Source organism: Slackia exigua ATCC 700122 (assembly GCF_000162875.1).
Lineage (GTDB): Bacteria > Actinomycetota > Coriobacteriia > Coriobacteriales > Eggerthellaceae > Slackia > Slackia exigua.
The window spans coordinates 458,050-481,502 of sequence record NZ_GG700631.1 but is presented as its reverse complement, the minus strand read 5'-3'; the positions used below and the strand labels follow the sequence as shown (position 1 = coordinate 481,502).

Sequence of the window (23,453 nt, the reverse complement as noted above, 5' to 3'; positions counted from 1 at the left end):
AGAAAATATGAAAAGCATGCGTGGAAGTCGTTGCAGAACCATGATAAAGGGCGCGCCTGCCGCCCCGATGCTTCGGGCCTGCATTAGACTGAAACGGAAAACTGGGGCTGCAGGGCATTCATATGCGGGGCATTCCGCAGCATGCAGCCGAACGGAAAGGTGAAGCACATGGCTTTCGAAAAGTTCACCGACAAGGCGCGCCATGTCCTGATTCTCGCTCAAGACGAGGCACGCGCCCTGGGTGCGGCCGAAGTAGGAAGCGAATTCCTTCTGCTCGGGCTCATCCAGGAGCCGGAGGGCATGGCGGCGCAGGCGCTCAGCCAAGTCGGTATCGTTTACGACAAGGCGCGCGCGGTCGCCGCGCGCAGGACCGAGGAATCCAAGAAGGATGCGGTCGAAGCGCCTGAGGGGCAGACGGGCAAGACGCGCCTGTCGTTCTCGTCCGCTGCGAAGCGCATCCTCGAAAACGCATTGCGCGAGGCCATGCAGATGGGCCAGACCTATATCTCCACCGAGCATCTGCTGCTCGGCATCTTGCGGGAAGACTCCTGCGGCGCGCTTCGCGTCCTCTCGGAGCTCGGCATCGAGGCGGATGCAGTCCGCTCCGCACTGAACGACCTGGTCGGCAAGCCCTCTCCGGTCGCACCCGGCATGCCGTTCTTCAGCGGCGCCGATCCCAAGGGCGACTCGAGCATGCTCGAGGAATTCGGCACCGATCTCACGAAGAAGGCGCGCCGCGGCACGCTCGATCCGGTCATCGGGCGCTCTGCCGAAATCGAGCGCGTGCTGCAGGTGCTTTCGCGTCGCCAGAAGAACAACCCGCTGCTCATCGGCGAGCCGGGCGTCGGCAAGACCGCCGTGGCCGAGGGCCTTGCGGAGCTCATCGCCGCGGGCCAGGTTCCCGACATCATCCGCAACAAGCGCGTCATCACGCTCGACGTGTCCGCACTCGTGGCCGGCAGCAAGTATCGCGGCGAATTCGAAGACCGCCTGAAGAAGGTCGTCAAGGAGGTCATCAAGGCCGGCGACGTCATCCTGTTCATCGACGAGATGCATACGATCATCGGCGCCGGCTCGGCCGAAGGTTCCATCGATGCGGCCGCCATCCTGAAGCCGCCGCTGTCTCGTGGGGAAATCCAGGTCATCGGCGCGACGACCACCGAGGAATATCGCAAGCACCTCGAAAAGGACACGGCGCTCGCGCGCCGCTTCCAGACCATCACGGTCGGCGAGCCGTCCGAGGAACAGGCCGTGCGCATCCTCGAGGGCCTGCGCGACCGCTATGAGGCGCATCACCATGTCCGGTACACCGACGAAGCCATCCAGTCGGCCGTCTCCATGTCGGTCCGCTACATCCAGGATCGCTTCCTGCCCGACAAGGCCATCGACGTGATGGACGAGGCCGGGGCGCGCGCCCGCATTCGCAACCGCGTGCTTCCTGAAGAGGTTCTCAAGCTCGATGACGAGCTGCGCCGCGTGCGCAACGACCGCGAGGACGCCGTCGCCAAGCAGGAATACGAAAAGGCCGCCAAGCTCCGCGACGAGGAGACGGTGCTGACCGCCAAGCGCGACGAGGCGCAGAAGAAGGCCGAGGAAGAAGCCGACGCCATCGTGTCCGAGATCGGCGAATCCGAAATCGCCGAGGTCGTGAGCCTTGCATCGGGCGTGCCCGTGCACGACCTCACCGAAGACGAGGCGAAAAAGCTTTTGCGCATGGAAGGCGTGCTCCACGAGCGCATCATCGGCCAGGAAGAAGCCGTCACGGCGCTCTCGAAGGCCATCCGCCGCAGCCGCAGCGGATTGAAGGATCCGCGCCGTCCCGCCGGATCGTTCATCTTCCTCGGGCCGTCGGGCGTCGGCAAGACCGAGCTTTCCAAAGCGCTCGCGGAGTTCCTGTTCAGCAGCGAAGAGGCGCTCATCTCGTTCGACATGTCCGAATACATGGAGAAGCACACGGTCAGCCGCCTGATCGGCTCGCCGCCGGGCTACGTCGGCTTCGACGAGGGCGGTCAGCTCACCAAGGCGGTGCGCCAGCATCCGTACTCGGTCGTGCTCTTCGACGAGATCGAGAAGGCGCATCCCGACGTCTTCAACATCCTGCTGCAGATTCTCGAGGAAGGTCGCCTGACCGACGCCCAGGGCCGTACGGTCGACTTCCGCAACGCGGTCATCATCATGACCTCGAACGTCGGCGCTCGCGACATCGTGGCTTCCGCGCCGCTCGGCTTCGCTCCCGACAATCAGGTCGGCCTGTCCGACAAGGAGATCAAGAGCCGCGTGATGAGCGAGCTCAAGAAGCTCTTCCGTCCCGAGTTCCTGAACCGTCTGGACGAGATCATCGTCTTCAAGAGCCTCACGAAGGATCAGATCGCCCGGATCGTCGAGCTCATGGTCGCCGATCTTCGCGACCGCCTGATCGAACAGAACATGACGATCAACCTGACCGAGGCCGCACGCGATCACATCGCTAAGGAAGGCACCGACACGGCCATGGGCGCCCGCCCGCTGCGCCGCGCCATCCAGCGCCTGCTCGAGGATCCGATCTCCGAGCAGATCCTCGAAGGAACCTGGGTCGACGGATCGGTCATCGACGTCGACTTCGACGGCGAGAAGCTCGTATTCACGCCGGGCGAGGGCGCGATCCCTGCTCCGCGCAAACGTGATAGTATTGCTCGCGAGGCGGAATCGTTGCTGCCGCAGTTCGACCTGAGCCATGCGGGCGTCGCGCCGTCGGCGGGCGGCTTGCAGGGCGGCGCTGCGGATTAAAGGATCATCGGCACGCCGCGACGGCCGCGTTCTCGGTCGGCGCGGCCGTCGTGCAAGATCGCATGCGATCGCGCTTCGCCTAAGGGACATGATGGTAAGGAGCAGATCGCAATGTCTGACGTTTTCCCAGGCGGGGTGCATGATCCCGTGCAACATCCGCAGATGCTCGTCGATCCTGCGGCCGACGATGCGGAATGGTCGTTCTCCCTGGCGTTTTCCGGATACGGCAAAGTAGGGAGGAAGGCCAAGGTCGCGGCCATCATCCTGGCGGGCGGCTCGGGCCAGCGGTTCGGGGCCGATGGCGGCAAGCAGATGGTCGGCATCGACGGCCATCCGATGCTGTCCTGGTCGCTTTCCGCATTCGATTTCGTGGAAGACATCGGGCTCATCGTGGTCGTCTGTCCGAAGGAGCGCATGGAGGAATACCGCACGCGCGCGATCGAGCCGTATCCCTTCGTCACGCCCATCGCGCTCGCCCCTGCGGGGGATTCCCGCCAGGAAAGCGCGTTCAACGGCCTGGAGGCGACGCCCGAGGAATTCGAGTTCGTCGCCATGCACGACGGCGCCCGTCCTCTCATCACCCCGGCATTGATCGAGCACACGATCAACACCCTCAAAGGCACCATCGACGCGGACGGCGCGATCGTCGCCACGCCCGCCATCGACACGCTCAAGGTCGTGCAGAACGGCGCGATCGTCGGCACGCCCGACCGCACGATGTTCTGGAACGCGCAGACGCCCCAGGTCTTCCGCGCCGGCGTCTATCGTCGCGCGCAGGCCGGCGCCTTGCGCGACGGCTTTCTCGGCACGGACGATTCGTCGCTGCTCGAGCGCATGGGCGGGAAGGTGCTCGTGGTCGAAGGCAAACGCGACAACATCAAGCTGACCGTGCCCGAGGATTACACGGTGCTTTCCGCCGTGGTTCAGGGAACGTCCCTACGTTAGGAGATGAGCAGCATGGAAACCACCAAGTCGGCATTCAGCATGAGGATCGGCATCGGCTACGACGTGCATGCCTTCGCCGAAGGCCGCAAGCTCGTCATCGGCGGCGTCGACATCCCGTACGAGCGCGGGCTCGCGGGGCATTCCGATGCCGACGTGCTTGCGCATGCCATCGCCGACGCCATTCTTTCGGCCGCTCGCGCCGGAGACATCGGCGAACTCTTCCCCGATACCGATCCGGCCTTCGCCGGGGCCGATTCCTTGGCCCTTCTTTCCCAGGCGGCGCATCGCGTCCATGAGCTCGGATTCGAGATCGTGGACGTCGACAGCGTCGTCGCCGCCCAGGCGCCGAAGCTGTCGCCCTATCGCGACCGGATGCGCGAGAACCTGGCATGGGCCTTGGGCGTCACCGCCGATGCCGTCGGCGTGAAGGCCACGACCACCGAGCATCTGGGATTCGAAGGACGGGGCGAGGGAATTTCCGCGCAGGCGGTCGCCCTGCTGGCGCGCGTCTAGCGCGAAGCCCTGCCGACCTGCGACCATTTTCTAGAATGATGGCGCGCGCGATTGTCGCGCGCCTTTTCTATCGTACGATATCCCGTGCCCACGACGCCGGTTTCTCCGCACGTCACGAGCCTTTGCGAGCGAAGGATGCCCATGATTCGACTTTACGATACGCAGAGCCATGCGAAACGCGACTTCCATCCCGTCGAGGAGGGGAAGATCCGCATGTACGTCTGCGGCCCGACGGTCTACAACTACATCCATATCGGCAACGCGCGCACCTTCATCAGCTTCGACGTCATCCGTCGCTATCTCATGTGGCGCGGGTTCGATGTGACGTTCGTCCAGAACGTCACCGACGTCGACGACAAGATCATCAAGAAGGCGAACGAAGAGGGGCGCAGCGCCGCGGAGGTGGCCGCCGAATACACCGAGGCATTCATCGCCGACATGCATGCGGCGGGCGTGCTGGATCCCGACATCCGTCCGCGCGCGACCGAGGAGATCGATGCGATGATCGACTTGGTCGGACGTCTCGTCGATGCGGGCCATGCCTATGAAGTCGAAGGCGACGTCTACTTCGGCGTGCGGTCGTTTCCCGCCTACGGCGCGCTGTCGAACCGCAATGTGGACGATCTCGAGGGCGGGCATCGCGAGCTGCGCGCCGACGGGCAGGGGCTCGAAGGGCGCAAGCGCGACGAGCTCGACTTCGCCGTCTGGAAGGCCGCGAAGCCGGGCGAGCCGAGCTGGGACAGCCCGTGGGGCAAGGGCCGTCCGGGCTGGCACATCGAATGCAGCGCCATGAGCCGCATGTATCTGGGTCTTCCGCTGGATATCCATGGGGGCGGCTCCGACCTGGTCTTCCCGCACCATGAAAACGAGATCGCCCAATCCGAAGCCGCGTACGGAGAGACGTTCTGCAACTACTGGATGCACGGCGGCATGCTGCAGATCAACCAGGAGAAGATGTCCAAGAGCCTGGGCAACTTCCTTTTGCTGCGCGACGTCCTGAAAACGACCGACGCGCGCGTCCTGCGCATGCTCATGCTGCAGACGCACTATCGCAGCCCGCTCGACTTCAACGACGAGCGTCTGGACGAGGCGGCGTCTTCGCTCGAGCGCGTGGAGAACTTCATCGACCGCATGGACTGGCTCGTGAAGCATCCCGTCGAAGGGGAGGGAATCGGCACGCAGGCGTTTTCCGTTCCTCTCCAGGCGCTGCGCGAAGGGTTCGTCGCCGCGATGGACGACGACTTCAACACCGCCGGCGCGCTCGGGGCGCTCTTCTCCTGCATCAACGATGTGAACGCCGCGCTCGGCACCGCGTCGCTCGGGCGGGGCGATATCGAAGCCGCCTCCGATGCGCGCGATGCGGTCGTCGAGCTCTTCGGCGTGTTCGGCATCGATGTGCCGGGACGTGCGACGGACGCGCAGGATGCCTATCCTGCCGAAGTCGTGGCGCTTGCGCGCGAGATCGCGTCGTTTGAGGGCGACGACGCGCAGGCCGCCGTCGAGGCCCTGCTCGAGACGCGCGCTCAGGCGCGCGCTTCCAAGATGTGGGCGGTCGCCGACGCGGTGCGCGACGGCATGGGCGCGCTCGGGTTCGTCATCGAAGACACGCCGCAGGGCGCTAAAGTCACGTACGAAGGAAACCGTTAAATGGTCGATTACATCGAAGGGAAGCGACCGGTCATCGAAGCGCTGCGCTCCGAGATGCCGATCCGTCGCGTGCTCATCGCCGACAACCTCAAGCGCGACGGCCAGGTCGCCGACATCCTGCGCAAGGCGCGCAAGTTCGACGTCGAGGTGGTTCCCGTTCCGCGCAAGGAGCTGGATGCGAAGAGCGAACGCGGAAGCCACCAGGGCGTCATGGCGGAGACCGGCCCGTATCGCTATGCAAGCCCGTCGGACATCCTGGACGAGGCGGAACGCCACGCGGTCGACCATGGCGGCGCGGCCCTCGTCGTGGTGCTCGACCATATCACCGATGCCGGCAATCTGGGCGCCATCGCACGCTCGGCCGAGGTCGTGGGCGCGAGCGGCATCATCATCCCGAACAAGCGCAGCGTCTCGGTGACGGCGGCCACGTACAAAAGCTCTGCCGGATCGATCAACCACCTGAAGATCGCCCAGGTCGCGAACCTGAATGCCGTGCTCGAGCGGTTGAAGAAGAACGGTTTCTGGGTGGCCGGCGCCTCCGAGCAGGCGCATCATACGGTCTGGAAGGCTCCTCTCTACGGAAAGATCGCGCTCGTCATGGGCAACGAGGGATCGGGCATCTCCCATCTGATGCAGGACAATTGCGATTTCCTCGTCAAGCTTCCCCAGGAAGGCAAGGTCGGCTCGCTCAATGTGGCGCAGGCTTCCACGGCGGTCATGTACGAATGGCTGCGCCAGTGCACGGCGCGCGCCGAAGAGGCCGCGGCCGGCGCGCCGGCGGGGCGGGCATAGGCGTCCATGGCACGCACGCGCCGCAAGCTGCTCATCATCGACGGATACAACGTCCTGCGTTCGGGGGAACGCTACCTGCATCTGCGCGATGCGGGGCCGAACCCCGATTTCGCCGACGATGCGTTCAACCGCGCACGCGAGGCGCTGATCAACGACGTGGTCATGTATGCGGGCGGGGATGCCGAGGCCGTCATCGTCTTCGACGGCAACCACGAGCCGCCGGGAGATGCGGGCGAGAAGGTCGCCGGGGTCCGCATCGTGTTTTCCACCGCAGGCAGCAGCGCCGACCGCGTCATCGAGAAGCTGAGCCGGGACGCGCGCGACCGCGGCATCGAGGTCATGGTGGTCACGAGCGACGCGACCGTCCAGAATACCGTCTTCGGGTTCGGGGTCGATCGCATGAGCGCGAACGGCTTCAGCCGAGCGGTCGCGCGCGACGAGCACGAGCGCTCCCTCGACGAAGCGCCGGGAATAGCCGTCAAGAACACCGTTGCCGAACGCCTGTCGCCGGGCATGGCCGAGAAACTCGCCGCCCTGCGCGACTCGCTGGGCGCTGCGGGCGGAGGCTCTCCGAGAGGAACCGCATGAACATCGAAGTCGTCGCCGTCGGCAAACTCAAGGAGCACTTCTGGGCGGATGCGTGCGCGGAATACATCAAGCGTCTGCGCGGATACTGCACGCTCGCTGTGCGAGAGGTCCCCGATCGCGACCCGCGGATCTGCGGGGGCGAAGAGGCGTCCCGCACGCTTGAGGGCAAGGGGATTCTGGATGCGCTGCCGTCGCGCGCGCACGTGATCCTTCTCGACATCCAGGGAAAAGCGCTTTCAAGCGAAGACATCGCGGCCCGCTTGGACGATCTCAAGCTCTCGGGCATAAGCGACGTCGCCTTCGTCATCGGAGGATCCGACGGCGTAAGCGCGGACGTGCGCGCCCGTGCGGACGAACGGGTGTCGTTCGGCCGCATCACGCTGCCGCACAACCTCGCGCGCGTGGTCGCGCTCGAACAGATCTACCGTGCCTTCAAGATCAGCAGGCACGAACCGTACCACAAGTAATCGCGGCTCCGTGCCGCATGTCGCGCGGCCTCGTCGGCCGCATCGGCGGCCAGGAGGCCGCCCTATCGAAAAGGAGAAGAAGGTGCCGTCGAAGAACACGCAGCCTCCTACGCTGTCATTCGAGGATGCGCAGCATATCTACCGGATCCTTACCAAGTCGTTCACGTTCGAGGAGGAATATCCGCTTGCGAATCTCGGGTGGTGCTTCGTGCGCGAAGGCATCGACAAGGAATCGTACGGTTTCATCAAGCTGCGCACGATGCTTGCCGAGCTCGAGTTCGTGACGCTTTCATCGCGCGAGATCAGCGGCGAGTTCCAGTCGACCTTCATCCTCCATGAGGCGCCTGGGTACGCACTCGATGCACCCGACGCTTCGGCGGAGCCCGATCGGGCCGATGCCGCGGATGCGGCCGACGGCGCTGCGGAGACTGGAAGCCCGCGCCCGGATGCGGCCGGCGGCGCCGGTTCGGAAGATGCCGACGGATCGGAAGCGTCGGACGATTCCGCAACCGATGCGCAGGATTCCGACGAAGCTCCTGCGACGGAAGCCGCTGCGAAGGCATCTTCCGAGACCGCCGCAGCCGAAGAGCCCGCGCCCAGCGTCGAGGCTCAGGCCGAGCCCGAGGCAGAACCGGCTGAAAAAGCCCCGAAGAAGCCCGCACGCGCACGTGCGACGCGTTCCCGCAAGAAGAAGGAAGAGCCGGCCGTCGACGAGGCCGAGGCGCCTTCGGCCTCGGCTGCATCCGCGTCCGATGCCGCATCCGCTTCAAGCGCCACGCCTGCGGATTCGGATGCCGAGGGGGCCGACGCGAAAAGCGCGCCTGCGGAAGAAGCGGAAAAGGACGCGTCCGATGAAACGTCCGCACCCGCCAAGCCCGCGCGCGCACGTGCGACCCGGACGACCAAGGCCGCCAAAACCACCAGGACGCGCAAGACGGCCAAGAAGGCCGAGGCCGAGAAGTCTGCCGCATCCGACGATGCGGAGGAGCGCGTGAATCCCGGCTCGGACGCAGCCTCGACGGCTGCGTCCGACGGCGCGGCGGCACCCGTCGCCGATGCCGTCGCCGAAGTTGCGTCCGAAAGCGAAGCGGCTTCTGCCGCGGCTGCCGATGCTGCTGCCGAGCCTGAGTCTGCGCCGGCGAAGAAGACGCGGCGCACCACGCGCAGGAAGGCCGCTCCGAAGGCGAAGGTCGCCGATGCCGAGCCGGCCGAAGCGGCAGAGGCCGCACCTTCGTCGGTCGATGCTCCCGCCTCCGACACGGAGGCGATCGATACGGAAGCCGAGGCCGAGAAGAAGCCCGCGCGCACCCGCACGACGCGTCGCCGCACCTCCACGAAGATGAAGACCGGGACGGAATCGGACGATGCCGCCGACGGGGCCGAAGGCGCCTCTGCGTCCGAAGCGGCCGCACCCTCGTCCGAGAAGAGCGTCGCCTCGCCCGAGGCGCCCGGGGCACCCGTCGCGTCTGGCAAGAGCGCGTCTGCACCTGCGGAAACCGTCGAGGCGCCTGCGTCCGATGCGTCCGCGTCTTCCGAATCCGCGCCCGAATCGGCATCTGAGGCAACGCCTGAAGCAGCGTCCGCTCCGTCCTCTTCGCGCCGCGGCAGGCGCGGCGGCCGCGGCCGGGGCCGGGGTCGCGGCGATGCGGAGCGGAAAGAGGATGCTTCCGCCGATCAGGGCGCCGAAACATCCGATCAGTCGGGAGATGCCAAGCCCGCTGCAGGAAGGACGGCTTCGCGATCGCGCGGACGCCAGCAGAAATCCGTGGCGGCATCCGATGTGCTGCGCTCCACGATCAGGCGCAATCGCCGCTACGCACCCGCACGCGTGTTCGAACGTTTCGCGTATCTGGGGCACTGGAAGGATTTCCTGAAGAGCCTCGCGGCCATCGCGCTTCCGGAGCCATGGGACTTCAACGGCGATGCCGACGCCGCTCCGCGCCGATACACCATCCTGAGCAACTACATCCGCTACACGTTCTATCGCCTGACGCTCGAGGACAAGATCGGCTATTCGTCCGACGAGACGTTCTGCGCGTTCAACACCGGGCTCGTGGATACCCATTACGACGACATCTATGCCTGCTTCGAGCGCAACGAGAAGACCGAGGCCTTCCAGCCCTGGTCGTTCACGAGCTTCTGCACGGCGGGCACGGGACGCTACGGCAAGCAGCTCGTGCGCGAGCTCAACCCGCTTCCGCAGCCGGCGAGCTACCTGTCGCGCAAGGAAGACCTGCTGTTCGATCTCGACCGCCAGATCGTGTGCGACATCGAGCATATCGTCATCGACAACATCCATCGCCTGCCGCTCGAATTCCTGCGCGACGAGCTCGCCTCGTCGAAAGAATGCATGGCGGTGCTCGCCGATATCGAATCGGCCCCGGACGCAGAGGCGGAAGCCGAGGCGTATGACAGTCTGCGCACCATCATTTCCACGAAGTCGCGCTTGTTCAGCCGCTTGAGCAATAGCGTGAACGCTGCGATCGACATCGCGCGCCGCCAGGTGCGCTGGAACTACAAGACGGCTGTGCCTGCGTACTATCCGCGGACCAACAACATGAACCTGCTGCTGCCGTTGAACCTGACCGAAGACAACATCCCCGACGTCGCGCTCGTGGTCGAACTGCAGAAATCGGGTAACTACCAAGGGCAGACGATCATCACGATGGTGCAGGCCTATCGCGACGCGCGTCTGGTGTGCCGCCCGTACATCGACTGGCTGTCGCCGGCGACGATCGTCGACGAGATGGATGATGACGACGATGACGACGGGCAGGATCCCGAGGGCGAGACCGAAGCCTGAGTCGGATGAGCCTTGCCCGCGTGCATGGCGCAGCGTGCTTTGGGCAGCCAGGCGTGCATCGGGCCTCGCCGCGCGCCCGTATGCGTGGGTGCATGGCGGAAGGATCTGCACGGCGCCGTCGAACGACGAGGAAGGAACCACCATGAAGATCGATATGGCCGAGGTCGAAGACCTGCTGGGAGAAGATCCCCATATGCTGCTCGTCGACGTGCGCACGCGTGCGGAATTCGATGAGGGGCACATTCCCGGAGCGGGGAACATGGCCGTGGACGACATCTGCGACTGCCTGTACGACGAAGCGATCGCCGAACGCGGGCTCGATGGGATCGCGCACGCGCGGGGCATGGAGCTGTCCGACGACGCATCGGTGATCGTGCTGTATTGCCGAAGCGGCCAGCGCAGCGCGCGTGCCGTCGAGCATATGGAGGCGCTCGGATACATGAACGTGTACGACGCCGGCGGCATCGGCGGCTGGCACGGCGAAGTGGTGACGAGCGCTCAGGAACGGGCCGAGAAGCTTCTCGAAGCGGATAAGGCGGCCGTCGCAGCAGCTCGGAAGACCGGACATGCGCGAGGGCATGGCCATGATCGCGCCTGCAGCTGCGGGCACGATCATGCCGAGGACTGAACCCGTTCTCGGTATGATCGGATTCCCCCGTTCTCTGGCGGTCTGAGAACGTCCTGTTCAGATGACTAATGAAAAATTAAGTATTTACGCAAGCGCCTGCTTTGGTTCGTTTCGAGGTAGGCGCTTCCCTCTGTCTTGGACATAGAATCCGCAGTAGAGAGTTCCATATCGAGAGAGAGGGAAGAGGGAGACATGGCGGATTACTTTGGAACCGATACGGTCGTATCCGAACTGCGTGAAGACGGACTTCTCGTCATTCGCATCAATCGTCCCGACGTCGCGAACGCCTTGAACGGCGAGACTTCCGCGGCGATGGAGAACATCATGAACCATGCCGAGGCCGACAAGGCGGTTCGCGCCATCGTGGTCACGGGCACCGGCAAGGTGTTCTGCGCGGGCGAAGACCTCGGCGAGCTTTCTGCGGGCGGGGAATGCCAGACCGTGACCGAGCACGGCTTCGGCGGTCTGACGGCGCGTCTGTGCTCCAAGCCCGTCATCTGCGCCATGAACGGCTCCGCGGCCGGAGGCGGTCTCGAGATCGCCCTTTCGTGCGATATGGTCGTCGCATCCGAACGCGCGAAGATGGGATTCACCGAGGTGGGCCTGGGCATCATCGCCTCGACGGGCGGCCTCGTCCGCATGGCGCGCGACGTGAACCGCAAGGATTGCATGGAGCTTCTGCTCACCGGTCGCCGCATCAAGGCCGACCAGGCGAAGGCGCTCGGCATGATCAACTACGTCGTTCCTCCCGAGGAGGTGCTCGACAAGGCGATCGAGCTCGCGGAGGAATGCCTCAAGAACGCGCCGCTCGCCCTCAAATGGACCAAGTACGTCGTGCATGCCGCCGACCAGATGTCCGAGGAGGACGCGATGCGCTACAGCGACGCCGCGTACCGGTTCCTCGAGAAGACCGAAGACGGCATCGAGGGGCCGAAGGCGTTCGTCGAGAAACGCGATCCCGTCTGGGTCGGCCGCTAGGCTTCGATCGGCGCATACGAAAGCCCATCGAAAGGAGGGGTGCGCAGGGCGCGCATCCCTCCTTTTTTCGTGTGTCCCTTCATCCGATGGCGATCGAAGAGGGCGACGGCCGGATTCGTCGTGCGCATATGCGGCGCAAGGAATCTAGGCACGGAATGCGCGAACGGGGGTTTTCGCGATGCGAGCTCGGCACGGCGGCCTCGATGCGGGCGTCCCTTCGACGCGCGGCCTTGCGGGCGGCACGAGCCTTCCTTCTGGCGCGACCCGCGATCAGGCCTCCCGTTCGGGCGCAACCTGCGATCAGGTTTCTCGTTCTGTCGCGACCCGCGGCCCTCCTACGAGGGAAACGGCCAGTAGTCGGGAAGCGTGTCGATCGCGGCCCTGTCCGTCGGCGCTGTTTCTCCGGCGGGCACTTTGCGCTTGGTGACGTAGTCGATGAGATCGGACCGCTTGTGGATCTGGGTCTTCGCGTAGATGTGCTGGATATGGGTCTGCGCGGTGTAGCTGGAGATGAAGAGCTGCTTGCCGATCGCTTCGGCCGTGTATCCGCGCACGACGTACGAAAGGACGTCTTTTTCGCGCGAGGACAGGCCGAACTCCTTCGCGACGGCTTCGATCTGCAGGTCGAGCTCGGCAAGGGAGTCGATGGGGGCGGTCAGCGCGGCGATCGCGTATTCGCGGCGCACGAGCGGGATGATGAGCACGACGAGGATGATCATGAACGCCATGGTCACCGGGGTGAGCAGCAGCTTCTCAAGGGCGGCGTTGTGCTCGAAGACGACGGCGATGCCGTTGCCGACGAGTATGCCGGCGCGTGCGAAGCCGCCGGAGAAGCCGAATGCCGTCGCGGGGCTGATATACCCGTTCGACGAGAGGACGCCGATGTACATGAGGAGCAGGATCTCGCAGATGAGGGATATGGTCAGCGCCGTAAGGAAGGCGGGAAGATACAAGGCGACGTCGTTCGCGGCATAGAGGATGACGGCTATGGTCGCGAATGCGAGCATCCAGGGGAACAGACGATAGATGTCGAATTTCCGGGACAGCTTCCCGAATGCGCCTATCACGCCTAAGACGGTGCCTCCGACCAAGGCGCCGACCGTGAACGTCGAATCTCCGAACGCCAGGTCGGGCACGGGGATGATGGCGACCACGAAGTAGCATGCAGCGCATGCGCTGATGCAGATTCCTCCGACGACCAGGGCGTTTCTGAATCCTTTGCTCCGTTCGTTCTGGGGGAGCGGCTTGGGGTAGTCGAGGCACGTCGCGCTCGTGCGAATGCGGATCAGACACCAGCTCGACATGATGGGCAGCAGCGCGACGAACGCGTCGCCTGCCAGCGTCGGCAGGACGATGGTCGCCGCGAGGGAGAAGAGCACGACGGCGCTCACGGTCAGCGCGACCTGTCCGATATGATATGACGCCTTGATCGTCGCGTACCATTCGCCCCATTGGATCCAGAGCAGCGCGTTGAAAATGCCGAGCGCGATAGGCAAGGCGATGGTCATGACCGGGTTTTCCGTGGTCGAGATGCCGAGGCAGAGCGCGAGCCCTCCCAGGGAAAGGACCGCAGGCGTCACGTAGAGCAGAGGCTTCACGTCCGAGAGGTGCCGTTCGCTGCGCAGAAGCAGGGGCGTGACGAACAGGGCAAGGGTCGAAGAGGCGAGCATGACGAGCCAGGCCACCGTGACCTGCCACGCGAGCAGCTCAACGTTCAGATATGCGTTCGGGACGAACCATATGCAGTGAAACCATGCGATGATGAGCGATATTCCCACGTAGAGCGTGATGGCCGGCTTGCGCTTCTTCGCGGCGGCCTTATCCGTCAGGACGCAGGAATCCTGCGCGGCCCCCTCGTGCGATTTTCTGGATTTCATCTGATGGTCGGCCATAGCGACTGCCAATCCCTTCTTCGCGTTCCCCTATGCATCGGAGGTTCAGAGGCAGGCCGCGTCGAATTATGGAGCCGCGCCTCGTGACGGATGGGATATGAGATTCATCGAGCTTGGTGCTGACGGGTTCATTAGATTAAACCACCCCGGCGACGTTCTGTCATCGGGAAACGGGAAAGGAGAATGCGCCTTTCCTTCGCACGGGGCTTTCAACGGATCGGCTTTCGTCAGCCGATGCGCTCGATGCCGGCATGCACCGTGCGGCGCAGCGCTTCTCGCGCAGCCGTTCCTCCTCCGACGGAAGAGGAACGGCTGCGCGTCCCGAGGATTGCGAAAGGTTCGATCCGTTCGGTCCTTCACGGCGGCACGGACGTTCGGGTTGCGTTTCGGCTTTGAGGCCCGGATCGAAAATCGCATCACCATACACAATATATTGACGTATGAAATGAAAAGCACATCATCTTGCGTACTAGAAAACTAAGTAATCGGCCATTACTCGTTTTCGAGCGATGCTTCATGAATCCTCCATGTGGAGAATCTCCATAAAACGACGCCGGAAGGACGGCAATGGATGGACGTTCTTCCGTGGCGCGTCGTGAAGGGGACCTCACGCGGCGAAGGGAGGCGAGAGAGGCGGCGGTCCCGTCCTGCGAGCGCATCTCCCCTATTCCTTTACGGTGACGGGCCTATAAGGAATCGGGGAGCTGCAGGGTTGGATGCATTGCATACTCGAAGAAGGGAAGGCTCATGCTGCTTGCAAAGAGCAAGGGTGAAGTCACCTACAAAGATATCTCCGGACTTCACAAGTGGTTCCTGATCATTCTGATCTCGATGGGTTCATCGGTCGTATACACGCCGATGTATCTGAAGAACATTTTCTACGATCCCCTGATGCAGGCCATCGGATGCAGCAATGCCGACTTGGGCATGATGGTTTCCATGTACGGCATCGCGGCGGTCGTCTGCTACCTGCCTTCGGGCATCGTCGCCGACAAGTTCCGCATGCGCACGCTTGCGACCGTCGGCTTCGTCGGGACGGCGGCTCTCACGTTCGTCTACGCCGCGCTTCCGTCCCTCGTCGTCTGCTACATCATCTTCCTCGGCATGGGAGTCACCTCGATTCTCATCTGGTGGGGCACCCGCTACAAGGTCATCCGCCTGTGCTGCGAGGAAAACGAATACTCTCAGAAGATCGGCATCAGCTATTCGATCTACGGCCTGGCGGGATTGGTCGTCGGCCTCGTCAACACCGCGATCGTCGCATCGTTTGCCGACGCCGTCACGGGCGTGCGCGTCATGATCGTCTTCCTCGGCGCGATCCTGCTCATCATGGGCGTCCTGTCCTATATCCTGATTCCCGACTTCAAGGGTGAGATCAGCCAGAACTCCGGTCTCTTCGATCTCAAGGATGCCGTCGAGGCGTTCAAGTGGCCCGGCGTCATCTGGGCGGCGCTCACGATGTTCTTCGTGTATTCCGTCTATCAGGGCGCGACGTACACCACGCCCTACATGACGCAGGCCTTCGGCGCGGACGACACCCTCGTCAACGTTATCGGCCTCATCCGCACCTACGGAATCGGCCTGCTCGCCGGTCCGGTCGTCGGCTGGCTTGCGACGAAGATCAAGAGCGCTTCCAAGGCCATGGTCATCTGCTTCCTGCTCTCCATCGGCCTGCTCATCGGCTTCATCATCATGCCGACCACTGCCGGCGTGGCCGTCGTCGCCTCCATGGTCGTCCTATTCGGCTTCACGACCTACGGCGCCTTCTCCATCGGTTCTTCCCCGCTGTCCGAGATCAAGATGCCGATGCGCATCTTCGGTACGGCCACCGGCCTGCTGTCCGTCATCGGCTTCATGCCGGACATGTTCATCCACGCTTGGTACGGCTCGATGATCGATGCGAAAGGCCTCGATGCCTATCCGCAGATCTTCGGGATCGAAACCGCTCTCGCCGTGATCGGGATCTTCTGTCTGGCCATGCTTCTCCGCACCGTGAAGAAGCATTCCCAGCAGATCGAAACCGAAGGCACCGAATAACCGGCATCACGTCCGCGTCGGCCGCCTCGAACCTTCGACGGCCGACGCGCATCCGAGACGGAGAGGAGATCTTATGGACAACAAGCTCGATGTCATGCCTCTCATGACGGATCAGATGAAGGCCGTCGTGCGCAAACAGAAAGAGCTCGTGGAGGATGCATTCGCGACGGATGTCGGATACGACGAGATGCGTGCGAACTACATCAAGGAGCGCCGTTTCTGGAACGAAGGCGGCCCCGTGATGTCCTCTACCGAAGAGATGGCCCTCGAAGGCCCGGCAGGCCCGTTCCGCGTGCGTCTGTATCGTCCGACCGCATCGGTCGAGGCGCGCCCTGCGATCGTCTACATCCATGGGGGCGGGTTCGTCGTGGGAAACTGCGATACCCACGACCGCGTCTGCCGGCTGATCGCCGCAGGGACGGATGCCGTCGTCGCGAGCGTCGACTACCATCTGTCTCCCGAATCGAAGTTCCCGACGAATATCCGGGAATGCGCGCTGGCGGCGCGGCACATCCATGAGCATGGTGCCGAGCTCGGCATAGACGGCGACGATATCTCGCTTGCCGGCGACTCGGGCGGCGCGGTGCTTTCCATGGCGACCAACCTATGGCTTCGCGACGAGGTGGGCGATAACGCGTACGTGAAGGCCCTGCTGCTCTACTACGGCTACTACGGCCTGCGCGATTCGTGCTCCCGCCGCCTCTTCGGATCCTCCATCGACGGTCTGAGCAAGGAAGATCTGGCGTATTACGATTCGTGCTGGATAGGCGACCTGACGGATGAGGCGCTGGGCAGCCCGTACTACGACATGCTTTCGAACGATCTCAAGACGTCCATGCCGGGCTGCTACATCGCGTCAGCCGGGCTCGATCCTCTGCGCGACGACAGCGCATGCCTGCATGCGATCCTCGACGAGATGGGCGTTCCCAACGTCTATGAGAATTTCGAAGGCGTCCTGCATGCCTACATCCATCACACGCGCATGCTCGACGAAGCCAACGTCTGCATCGAGCACAGCGTCGATTTTTGGAAACGGCGACACGAGTTCGCTTAGCAAGAAGGCCGGCAGCGGGCCTTACGGCCCGCAGGCGCCGGCTCATCCGACGACGCGCCGCAACGCGCGCCCCCCGATACTAGAGGAGGACCTCCATGGACTTCAGTTTGACCGATGAGCAGGAGTTGATCGTCGAGAGCTATCGCGACCTCATGGAAAGCGAGAATTGGGAGACGTATTTCCACGAGTGCGACGAGAATCACACGTATCCCCTGCGATGGACGAAGGCGCTCTGCGACCTCGGGTTCGACAGGATCCTTCTTCCGGAGGAGCACGGCGGGCTCGGACTCGAGGACCCCAACGTCACGCTCATGGCCATCTACGAGGAGCTCGGCCGCTACGGCGCCCCGACCTACGTGCTCTATGAGCTCACCGGCTTCACGACCATCCTGCGCGAGGGCACGCCTGAGCAGATCGACGCCATCCTCAGCTCCCTGGGCTCAGGCGAGCAGATCTTCAACTCCGCCTGCACCGAGCCCGGCGCGGGTTCCGATGTCGGCGGCCTGACCACGACCTACACACGCCGCAATGGGAAGATCTACCTCAACGGCACCAAGACGTTCATCACGTCGTCCAAGGGCGTCAAGTATCTGATCATCATGTGCCGCGATGCCGATAACCCCGATGTCATCAGCGAATTCTTCGTCGATATGTCCAAGCCCGGCATCGAGCTGTCCCCGCTGCCCAAGCTCGGCCTTCGCATGGATTCCTGCTGCGAGGTCTATCTCAACGATGTGGAAATGGAGGAGAAGGACTTCTTCGGCACGGAAGGCAACGGCTTCAACCGCGGCATCGCCGACTTCAATTTCGAACGCTGGCTTGTCGGCGCCTGCGATTACGGTACGGCGATCTGCGCGTTCGAAGATGCCGCGAAGCACGCCTGGCAGCGTATCGCGTTCGGCAAGCCCATCGCCCGCTTCCAGCTCAACACGCTGAAGTTCTGCACCATGAAGATCAAGCTCGACGCCATGAAGCACATGCTGTACGAGGCGGCCTGGAACGCCGACAGGAACGCGGGGAACTACGACGCTGGCGCGGCCGCGGCATGCAAGTACTACTGCGCGAACGCATCCTTCGAGGTCGTCGACGATGCGATGCAGATCATGGGCGGCATCGCGGTCGCGAGCGAGCATCGGGTCAACCGCATCTGGCGCGACCTGCGCGTCGATCGCGTATCCGGCGGCACCGACGAGATGATGATCCTCACCGCGGGCAAGGCGGCCATCAAGCCGTTCCGCCCGTAGGCCCGCACGTCCATCGAGCGATTCGGGAAGAGCGCGGAGCGCGACCGCCGAGGCCTCGCCGATGCGCGCGACGACGGCACGTCGCGCTCCGCCTTCATACGAGTAAGGAGACCACACCATGACACTTCCAACCGAGAAGCCTTCGTTCGGCGTCCTTGATGGCGTGAAAGTCGTGTACGCAGCCGTCGAAGAAGCCGTTCCGCGCGCGTGCGACCTCATGGCCGACTGGGGCGCCGACGTCGTCTGGCTCGAGAACACCGGCGCCGGCGACACCGTGCGCGACACGAAATGGGTCAAGCAGGCCGAGCGCCGCAACCAGCGTTCCGTTTCGATGAACTACTTCAGCGATGAGGGCAAGGAGATCATCCGCAGGCTCGTCGCCGACGCCGATATCTTCATCGAGGCGTCGAAGGGCGGCACGTGGGCGCGCAAGGGCATTACCGATGAATTCCTGTGGGAGGCGAATCCCAAGCTCGTGATCGCCCATGTGTCCGGCTTCGGCCAGACCGGCGATCCGGGCATGGTCAAGCGCGCCGCCTACGACCTGACGGTCATGGCGTATTCGGGCTACATGAGCCAGAACGGCACGCCCGAGCAGCCGATGAATCCCGGTCCGTACACGGGAGACTACATCAATTCGCTCATGCTGCTCAGCGCCACGCTTGCGGCGCTGCGCAAGGCCGACCGCACCGGGCAGGGGGAGAGCATCGATTTCGCGATGTACGAGACGTTGCTCACCATGGGCCAGTATTACCTGGTCGATTACTTGAACGAAGGAATCGTCTGGCCGCGCCCCGGTGCCCGCAACCAGAATCTCTGCGGCATCGGCGAATACGCCTGCGCAGACGGCTTCATCGGGCTGTGCCTGTACGGCGTCAGCCAGAACAAGTACCTGCTCGAGACCATCGGGCTCGGCCATCTCTGGGGGACCGAGGACATTCCTGAAGACTGTTCCGCCCTGTGGCTCTCGAACCCGCATGCGTCCGAGATCGAGGCGCGCCTCGACGCCTACTGCCTCGCGCACAGCAAGTTCGACATCGAGCGCGATTTCTCCGAGCATCGCATCGCCGCCCAGGTCGTGAAGGAATTCCCCGATCTGGTCGAGGAAGAGCACATGAAGCTGCGCGAGAACTGGCTCGAATGGGAGATGGAAGACGGCGGCACGTTCAAGGGCCTGAACGTCTTCCCGAAGTTCCAGCAGACGCCCGGCCAGGTCTGGCGTCCGCTGCCTTCCCTGGGTGCGGACACGGCCGACGTCCTTGCGAAGATCGGCTATACGCCCGAGCAGATCGCAGACCTCGAGGCCGCAGGGATCGTGAAGACCGCGTAGCGCGCCTTTCCGCGGGTCGGCCCGTGCGCGGCCGGCCCGCATACGTCATGGCCGCGATCGACAAAGGGGGCGATAAGGCGTCATGCGTCTGTCCGACAGAGAGACATTGCGTACCTGGTGGACAGGGCTCGTCGAGCGCTGCGGCGATCGGTGCTTCCTGCGTTTCCAGGCATGCGACGCTTCGACGAGGTCGTTCACGTATGCCGAGTTCTACGCGTACGTGAGGCGTATGGCAAACTTCCTCATCGAAGACGGGGTGCGGCCGGGAGAGAACATAGCGGTGCAGCTGTACAACTCTCCGGAGTCGATCGCCGCCCTTTTCGCCATCACCGAGGCAGGCGCGGTTTCAGTGCCGTTGAATATCCAGCATAAGCTGGATGAATGCGTGCGCGTTATCGAACGCTGCAACATAGGGCGCATCATCACGGACCCTGATTTCCAGGAATACTACGATGGGCGCGAAGGATCGTATGCCATGCCCCGTCTGTACGTGAGCCACGCGTCGGACGGAACGCTTTCGCCCGGATCGATCGACTTCGATGCCGCGGTCGCGCGGCAATCGGACGTGCTGTCGGAAGTCAGGCCCCAGGCAAGCGGCGACGTCGTCGAGATCATGTTCACGTCGGGGACGACCTCGGCGCCGAAAGGCGTGGAGGTGACCCATGCCAATTTCGTGCTGAGCGGGCAGTACGGATGCTGGCAGCATGCCATGCGGCCAGACGACGTCTTCTTGACGACGATGCCGGCGTTCCATTCGAACTTCCAGCTCGCCGCCCTGACGCCCGTGCTCGCGGCAGGAGCGACCCTCGTCTTCGTGGCCAAATACAGCGCGCGAAGGTTCTGGTCCCAGGTGGTAAGCCATGGCGCCACGCTCACCCAGATGGTGTCCATGATGGTGAAGACCACGCTGATGCAGCCGGTCGATGCGCACGAGCGCGACCATCGCCTGAGAAGCGTCCAGTACTACCTTCCTTTGAGCGAAGAGGAGAAGGATCGCTTCGAGGATCGGTTCCGCGCGCGTCTTCAGAACTGCTACGGGCTGACCGAATCCATCTGCTGGGTGGCGACGGAGCCTCCTTTCGAGCGGGGGCCGTGGCCTTCGGTCGGGCGCGTCGGCATCGGATACGCCGTCGAGGTGAGGCGCGCCGACGGCTCATGCGCCTCTTCCGGCGAAGAAGGGGAGATCTGTATCCAAGGCGTTCCCGGAACGACGCTTATGAAAGGGTACTATCAGGATGCGGCCGCGACCGCGCAGGCGCTAGACGGCGACGGATGGCTCCATACCGGCGACGTGGGCGTCTTCGATGAGCGCGGATGGCTCTTCTTCGTCGACCGCGATTCGAACATGATCAAGCGGGCGGGCGAGAACATATCCGCCGCCGAAGTAGAGCATGCGATCATGGAAATGCCCCAGGTGAAGGAAGCTGCCGTCATCGGCGTCGCGGATCCTGTGCGTGACGAGGCCGTGAAGGCGTTCGTGGCGCTGGAAGCCGGCGCGCACGTCTCGGCCGACGAGATCCGGTCGTTCTGCGCGCAGCGTCTCGCGGATTACAAGGTTCCGGGCTTCGTCGCCTTCGTCGATGCCCTTCCGAAGACGAGCGTGGGGAAGGTCGCCAAGAAGCTCTTGCGCGAAGAATAGGTCTTTTCGCATCGATGGGTCAGCGCGTTTCGCTTCACGGCAGGCGCTGCGGTTTTGCATCGGAAGGAGAGGCGTTTCCCGGCGCGCCGCGTTCGCGCCGAATCCGACAAGGAGTGATGCGTTCATGAGCGATATCAAAGGCAAAACCAAGGTCGTGAGTCCGCCGGATTCGTCCGACCGTTCCGACCCCTCCATCGTCATCGACGATGTTCCCATGACTCCGTTTTTACGCCGCGTCTCGATCTTCTCAAGCGGAGGGTCGTTTCTGGACGGATACGTCCTTTCGCTGATAGGCGTGGCATTGACGCAGATCAAACCCATGTTCGATCTGACGCCGTTCGAGAGCGGAGCCGTCGGAGCCTCGGTCATGCTGGGCATTCTTTTCGGAACGATATTCGGCGGGTATCTGACCGATGCCATCGGACGCAAGCGCATGTTCACGCTCGACGTGATCGCCATCGGGGTCTTCTCGGTCCTAAGCGTCTTCGCGACGACCCCTGCCCTGCTCATAGCCGCCCGTTTCGCCGTCGGCCTCTTCGTCGGAGCGGACTATCCGATCGCCACGTCGCTTATCGCGGAATACACGCCGCGCAAGCACCGGGCGATTTCCATGGGGGCCGTTTCCGCGGCCTGGTACCTCGGCGCCACGGTGGCGGCGTTCGTCGGATACGCCCTGTACTCCGTCGACGGAGGCTGGCGTTGGATGCTTGGAAGCGCGGTCATTCCCTGCGCCGTCCTGCTCATCGGACGGCATGGCATTCCCGAATCGCCCATCTGGCTCGCCCAGAAGGGGCGGGTCGAGGAAGCGCGCAAGATCGTCGAGGACATCTACGGCCCGGGCGTCGAGATTCCGCACGAAGACGTCACGGAGAAGATTCCTCTGGGGCGGCTGCTTGCGAGCGGATACCTCAAGCGCATGCTCTACGTCGCCATCTTCATCATGTGCCAGGTCGTGCCGATGTATGCGATCTACATCTTCGGCCCCGACATCATGTCCGCCTTCGGGCTCGGCGAAGGCAGGGCCTCCATCCTCGGCGAAAGCGCCGTGAGCCTGTTCTTCCTCGTGGGAACGATACCGGCGATGTTCTGGCTCAATTCCATGGGCCGCAGGAAGCTCGTCATCCTCAGCCTTTCCATGATGTTCGTCGGGCTGCTCGTCCTCGGCATCTGGCCGACTGCCCCGATGTACGTCGTCATCGCCGCCTTCGGGCTCTACGCCTTCTTCAGCGGAGGGCCGGGAATCCTGCAGTGGCTGTATCCGAACGAGCTGTTCCCGACTTCGGTGCGCGCTTCTGCGGTCGGCATCGCCATCGCCTTCACGCGCATCTTCACGATCGCGTCGACCTACGGCATGCCGTTGTTCTTGGAAGCCTTCGGGATCGGTGCGACGATGCTGGTTGCGGCCGGGCTCGTGGGGACAGGGCTGGTGCTGTCGTATATCATGGCGCCGGAGACCAAAGGGCAGACGCTTCTGGAGTCGAGCTCTTTGTGAGGGTCGGCATCTCAGGCATGGAAGGGCGTGCGATATGGACGTGAGGATAGCGCTCGATGCGCGGAACAAGAAGATGATCGCGATCGTCGTGCTGGTGCTTGCGGGGACGATCGCGGCCGTCGTCGGGGCCATGGTCGCATTCCCGGACAACTTCCGCGCGCGCCTGGCCGTTCTCGTCCTCGCGCTCGCCGCGGTCGTGGGCGCGGTCTTCTGGATCCTTCAGAAGTTCGTGGCGCGGCGCTCCGAAGAGGATGCGCGGGCGGCGGGCGAGCGCATCATCGACGCGTACCGCGACGGCGGAAGCGTGAAGGGGCTTATGGGCGAATGCGAGCGATACCTCGATGCGAACATAGCCCTCGAGGCGAGGATCGATTTCATGGAGCGCATCGCGCGCATGCTGATCGAAGACGGGCATGCGCGCGATGCGCGCACGGTCGTCGCGTTCATGACCGATCGCAATCTTCTGCCCGACGGGGAGCGCAAGCTGGATGCCGCCGTGCGTCGGCTCGGCATGTGATCGCCTGCATGAAGAACCGCACCCCCGAATCCCGGAACGAATGGCTTTCTGGTTCTGGGGGGTGCGGTTCAAATCTGGGGGGGGGGTGCGGCTCAATAAGGCTTCGCCCCCTTTTTCGTCC

Annotated in this window: 18 protein-coding genes; 17 read left to right on the top strand and 1 reads right to left on the bottom strand. The window is 63.6% G+C overall.

Features of this window, described 5'->3' with window-relative positions; genetic code table 11:
• The first annotated feature begins 168 nt into the window (after positions 1-168).
• The 10 genes from HMPREF0762_RS08155 to HMPREF0762_RS08110 all read left to right on the top strand — a co-directional run bounded on the left by HMPREF0762_RS08155 (position 169) and on the right by HMPREF0762_RS08110 (position 12,127).
• Entirely contained in the window at positions 169-2,766 is a 2,598-nt protein-coding gene (locus HMPREF0762_RS08155) for an ATP-dependent Clp protease ATP-binding subunit (protein WP_040619472.1), read from the top strand.
• A 111-nt stretch (positions 2,767-2,877) separates the two neighbouring features.
• Positions 2,878-3,711 (top strand): 2-C-methyl-D-erythritol 4-phosphate cytidylyltransferase, encoded by an 834-nt coding sequence (gene ispD, locus HMPREF0762_RS08150; protein ID WP_006363178.1) that lies wholly within the window; start codon positions 2,878-2,880, stop codon positions 3,709-3,711.
• 12 nt (positions 3,712-3,723) lie between these two features.
• Positions 3,724-4,224, top strand: a complete 501-nt coding sequence (gene ispF / locus HMPREF0762_RS08145; RefSeq protein WP_040619471.1) for a 2-C-methyl-D-erythritol 2,4-cyclodiphosphate synthase — start codon at positions 3,724-3,726, stop codon at positions 4,222-4,224.
• Positions 4,225-4,365: 141 nt separating this feature from the next.
• A complete protein-coding gene (gene cysS, locus HMPREF0762_RS08140; RefSeq protein ID WP_040619470.1) occupies positions 4,366-5,871 on the top strand; it encodes a cysteine--tRNA ligase in 1,506 nt (501 codons plus the stop codon).
• Positions 5,872-6,663 carry a 23S rRNA (guanosine(2251)-2'-O)-methyltransferase RlmB gene (gene rlmB, locus HMPREF0762_RS08135; RefSeq protein WP_006363174.1) on the top strand — a complete coding sequence of 264 codons (792 nt, stop codon included), beginning with the start codon at positions 5,872-5,874 and terminating at the stop codon, positions 6,661-6,663.
• 6 nt (positions 6,664-6,669) lie between these two features.
• On the top strand, positions 6,670-7,251 hold the full coding sequence (locus tag HMPREF0762_RS08130) for an NYN domain-containing protein (protein ID WP_006363173.1): 582 nt from the start codon (positions 6,670-6,672) through the stop codon (positions 7,249-7,251).
• Positions 7,248-7,718, top strand: coding sequence for a 23S rRNA (pseudouridine(1915)-N(3))-methyltransferase RlmH (gene rlmH, locus HMPREF0762_RS08125; RefSeq protein WP_006363172.1), 471 nt, complete (start codon positions 7,248-7,250; stop codon positions 7,716-7,718). Before HMPREF0762_RS08130 ends, rlmH begins: the two co-directional genes overlap by 4 nt.
• Positions 7,719-7,800: 82 nt before the next feature.
• Positions 7,801-10,521: a DUF3825 domain-containing protein gene (locus tag HMPREF0762_RS08120; protein ID WP_006363171.1), complete on the top strand. Its 2,721-nt coding sequence runs from the start codon at positions 7,801-7,803 to the stop codon at positions 10,519-10,521.
• Between the two features lie 142 nt (positions 10,522-10,663).
• A complete protein-coding gene (locus tag HMPREF0762_RS08115; protein WP_006363170.1) occupies positions 10,664-11,149 on the top strand; it encodes a rhodanese-like domain-containing protein in 486 nt (161 codons plus the stop codon).
• Between the two features lie 192 nt (positions 11,150-11,341).
• Positions 11,342-12,127, top strand: coding sequence for an enoyl-CoA hydratase/isomerase family protein (locus HMPREF0762_RS08110; RefSeq protein ID WP_006363169.1), 786 nt, complete (start codon positions 11,342-11,344; stop codon positions 12,125-12,127).
• 335 nt (positions 12,128-12,462) lie between these two features.
• Here the strand turns inward: HMPREF0762_RS08110 and HMPREF0762_RS08100 are convergent, their stop codons facing one another.
• Positions 12,463-14,019 carry a helix-turn-helix transcriptional regulator gene (locus tag HMPREF0762_RS08100; RefSeq protein WP_006363166.1) on the bottom strand — a complete coding sequence of 519 codons (1,557 nt, stop codon included), beginning with the start codon at positions 14,017-14,019 and terminating at the stop codon, positions 12,463-12,465.
• A gap of 747 nt (positions 14,020-14,766) precedes the next feature.
• On the opposite strand from HMPREF0762_RS08100, the gene HMPREF0762_RS08090 reads away from it, so the two are divergent.
• The 7 genes from HMPREF0762_RS08090 (at position 14,767) to HMPREF0762_RS08060 (ending at position 23,332) form a co-directional block, all read left to right on the top strand.
• Positions 14,767-16,056: an MFS transporter gene (locus HMPREF0762_RS08090; protein ID WP_006363164.1), complete on the top strand. Its 1,290-nt coding sequence runs from the start codon at positions 14,767-14,769 to the stop codon at positions 16,054-16,056.
• A 73-nt stretch (positions 16,057-16,129) separates the two neighbouring features.
• On the top strand, positions 16,130-17,110 hold the full coding sequence (aes, locus tag HMPREF0762_RS08085; RefSeq protein WP_006363163.1) for an acetyl esterase: 981 nt from the start codon (positions 16,130-16,132) through the stop codon (positions 17,108-17,110).
• Positions 17,111-17,205: 95 nt separating this feature from the next.
• Entirely contained in the window at positions 17,206-18,354 is a 1,149-nt protein-coding gene (gene caiA, locus HMPREF0762_RS08080; protein ID WP_006363162.1) for a crotonobetainyl-CoA dehydrogenase, read from the top strand.
• Positions 18,355-18,472: 118 nt separating this feature from the next.
• Positions 18,473-19,684, top strand: a complete 1,212-nt coding sequence (caiB, locus tag HMPREF0762_RS08075) for an L-carnitine CoA-transferase (protein WP_006363161.1) — start codon at positions 18,473-18,475, stop codon at positions 19,682-19,684.
• Between the two features lie 82 nt (positions 19,685-19,766).
• Positions 19,767-21,323, top strand: a complete 1,557-nt coding sequence (locus HMPREF0762_RS08070; protein WP_006363160.1) for a crotonobetaine/carnitine-CoA ligase — start codon at positions 19,767-19,769, stop codon at positions 21,321-21,323.
• 124 nt (positions 21,324-21,447) lie between these two features.
• A complete protein-coding gene (locus HMPREF0762_RS08065) occupies positions 21,448-22,815 on the top strand; it encodes an MFS transporter (RefSeq protein WP_006363159.1) in 1,368 nt (455 codons plus the stop codon).
• 34 nt (positions 22,816-22,849) lie between these two features.
• Positions 22,850-23,332 carry a hypothetical protein gene (locus HMPREF0762_RS08060; protein ID WP_006363158.1) on the top strand — a complete coding sequence of 161 codons (483 nt, stop codon included), beginning with the start codon at positions 22,850-22,852 and terminating at the stop codon, positions 23,330-23,332.
• Positions 23,333-23,453 lie beyond the last annotated feature (121 nt).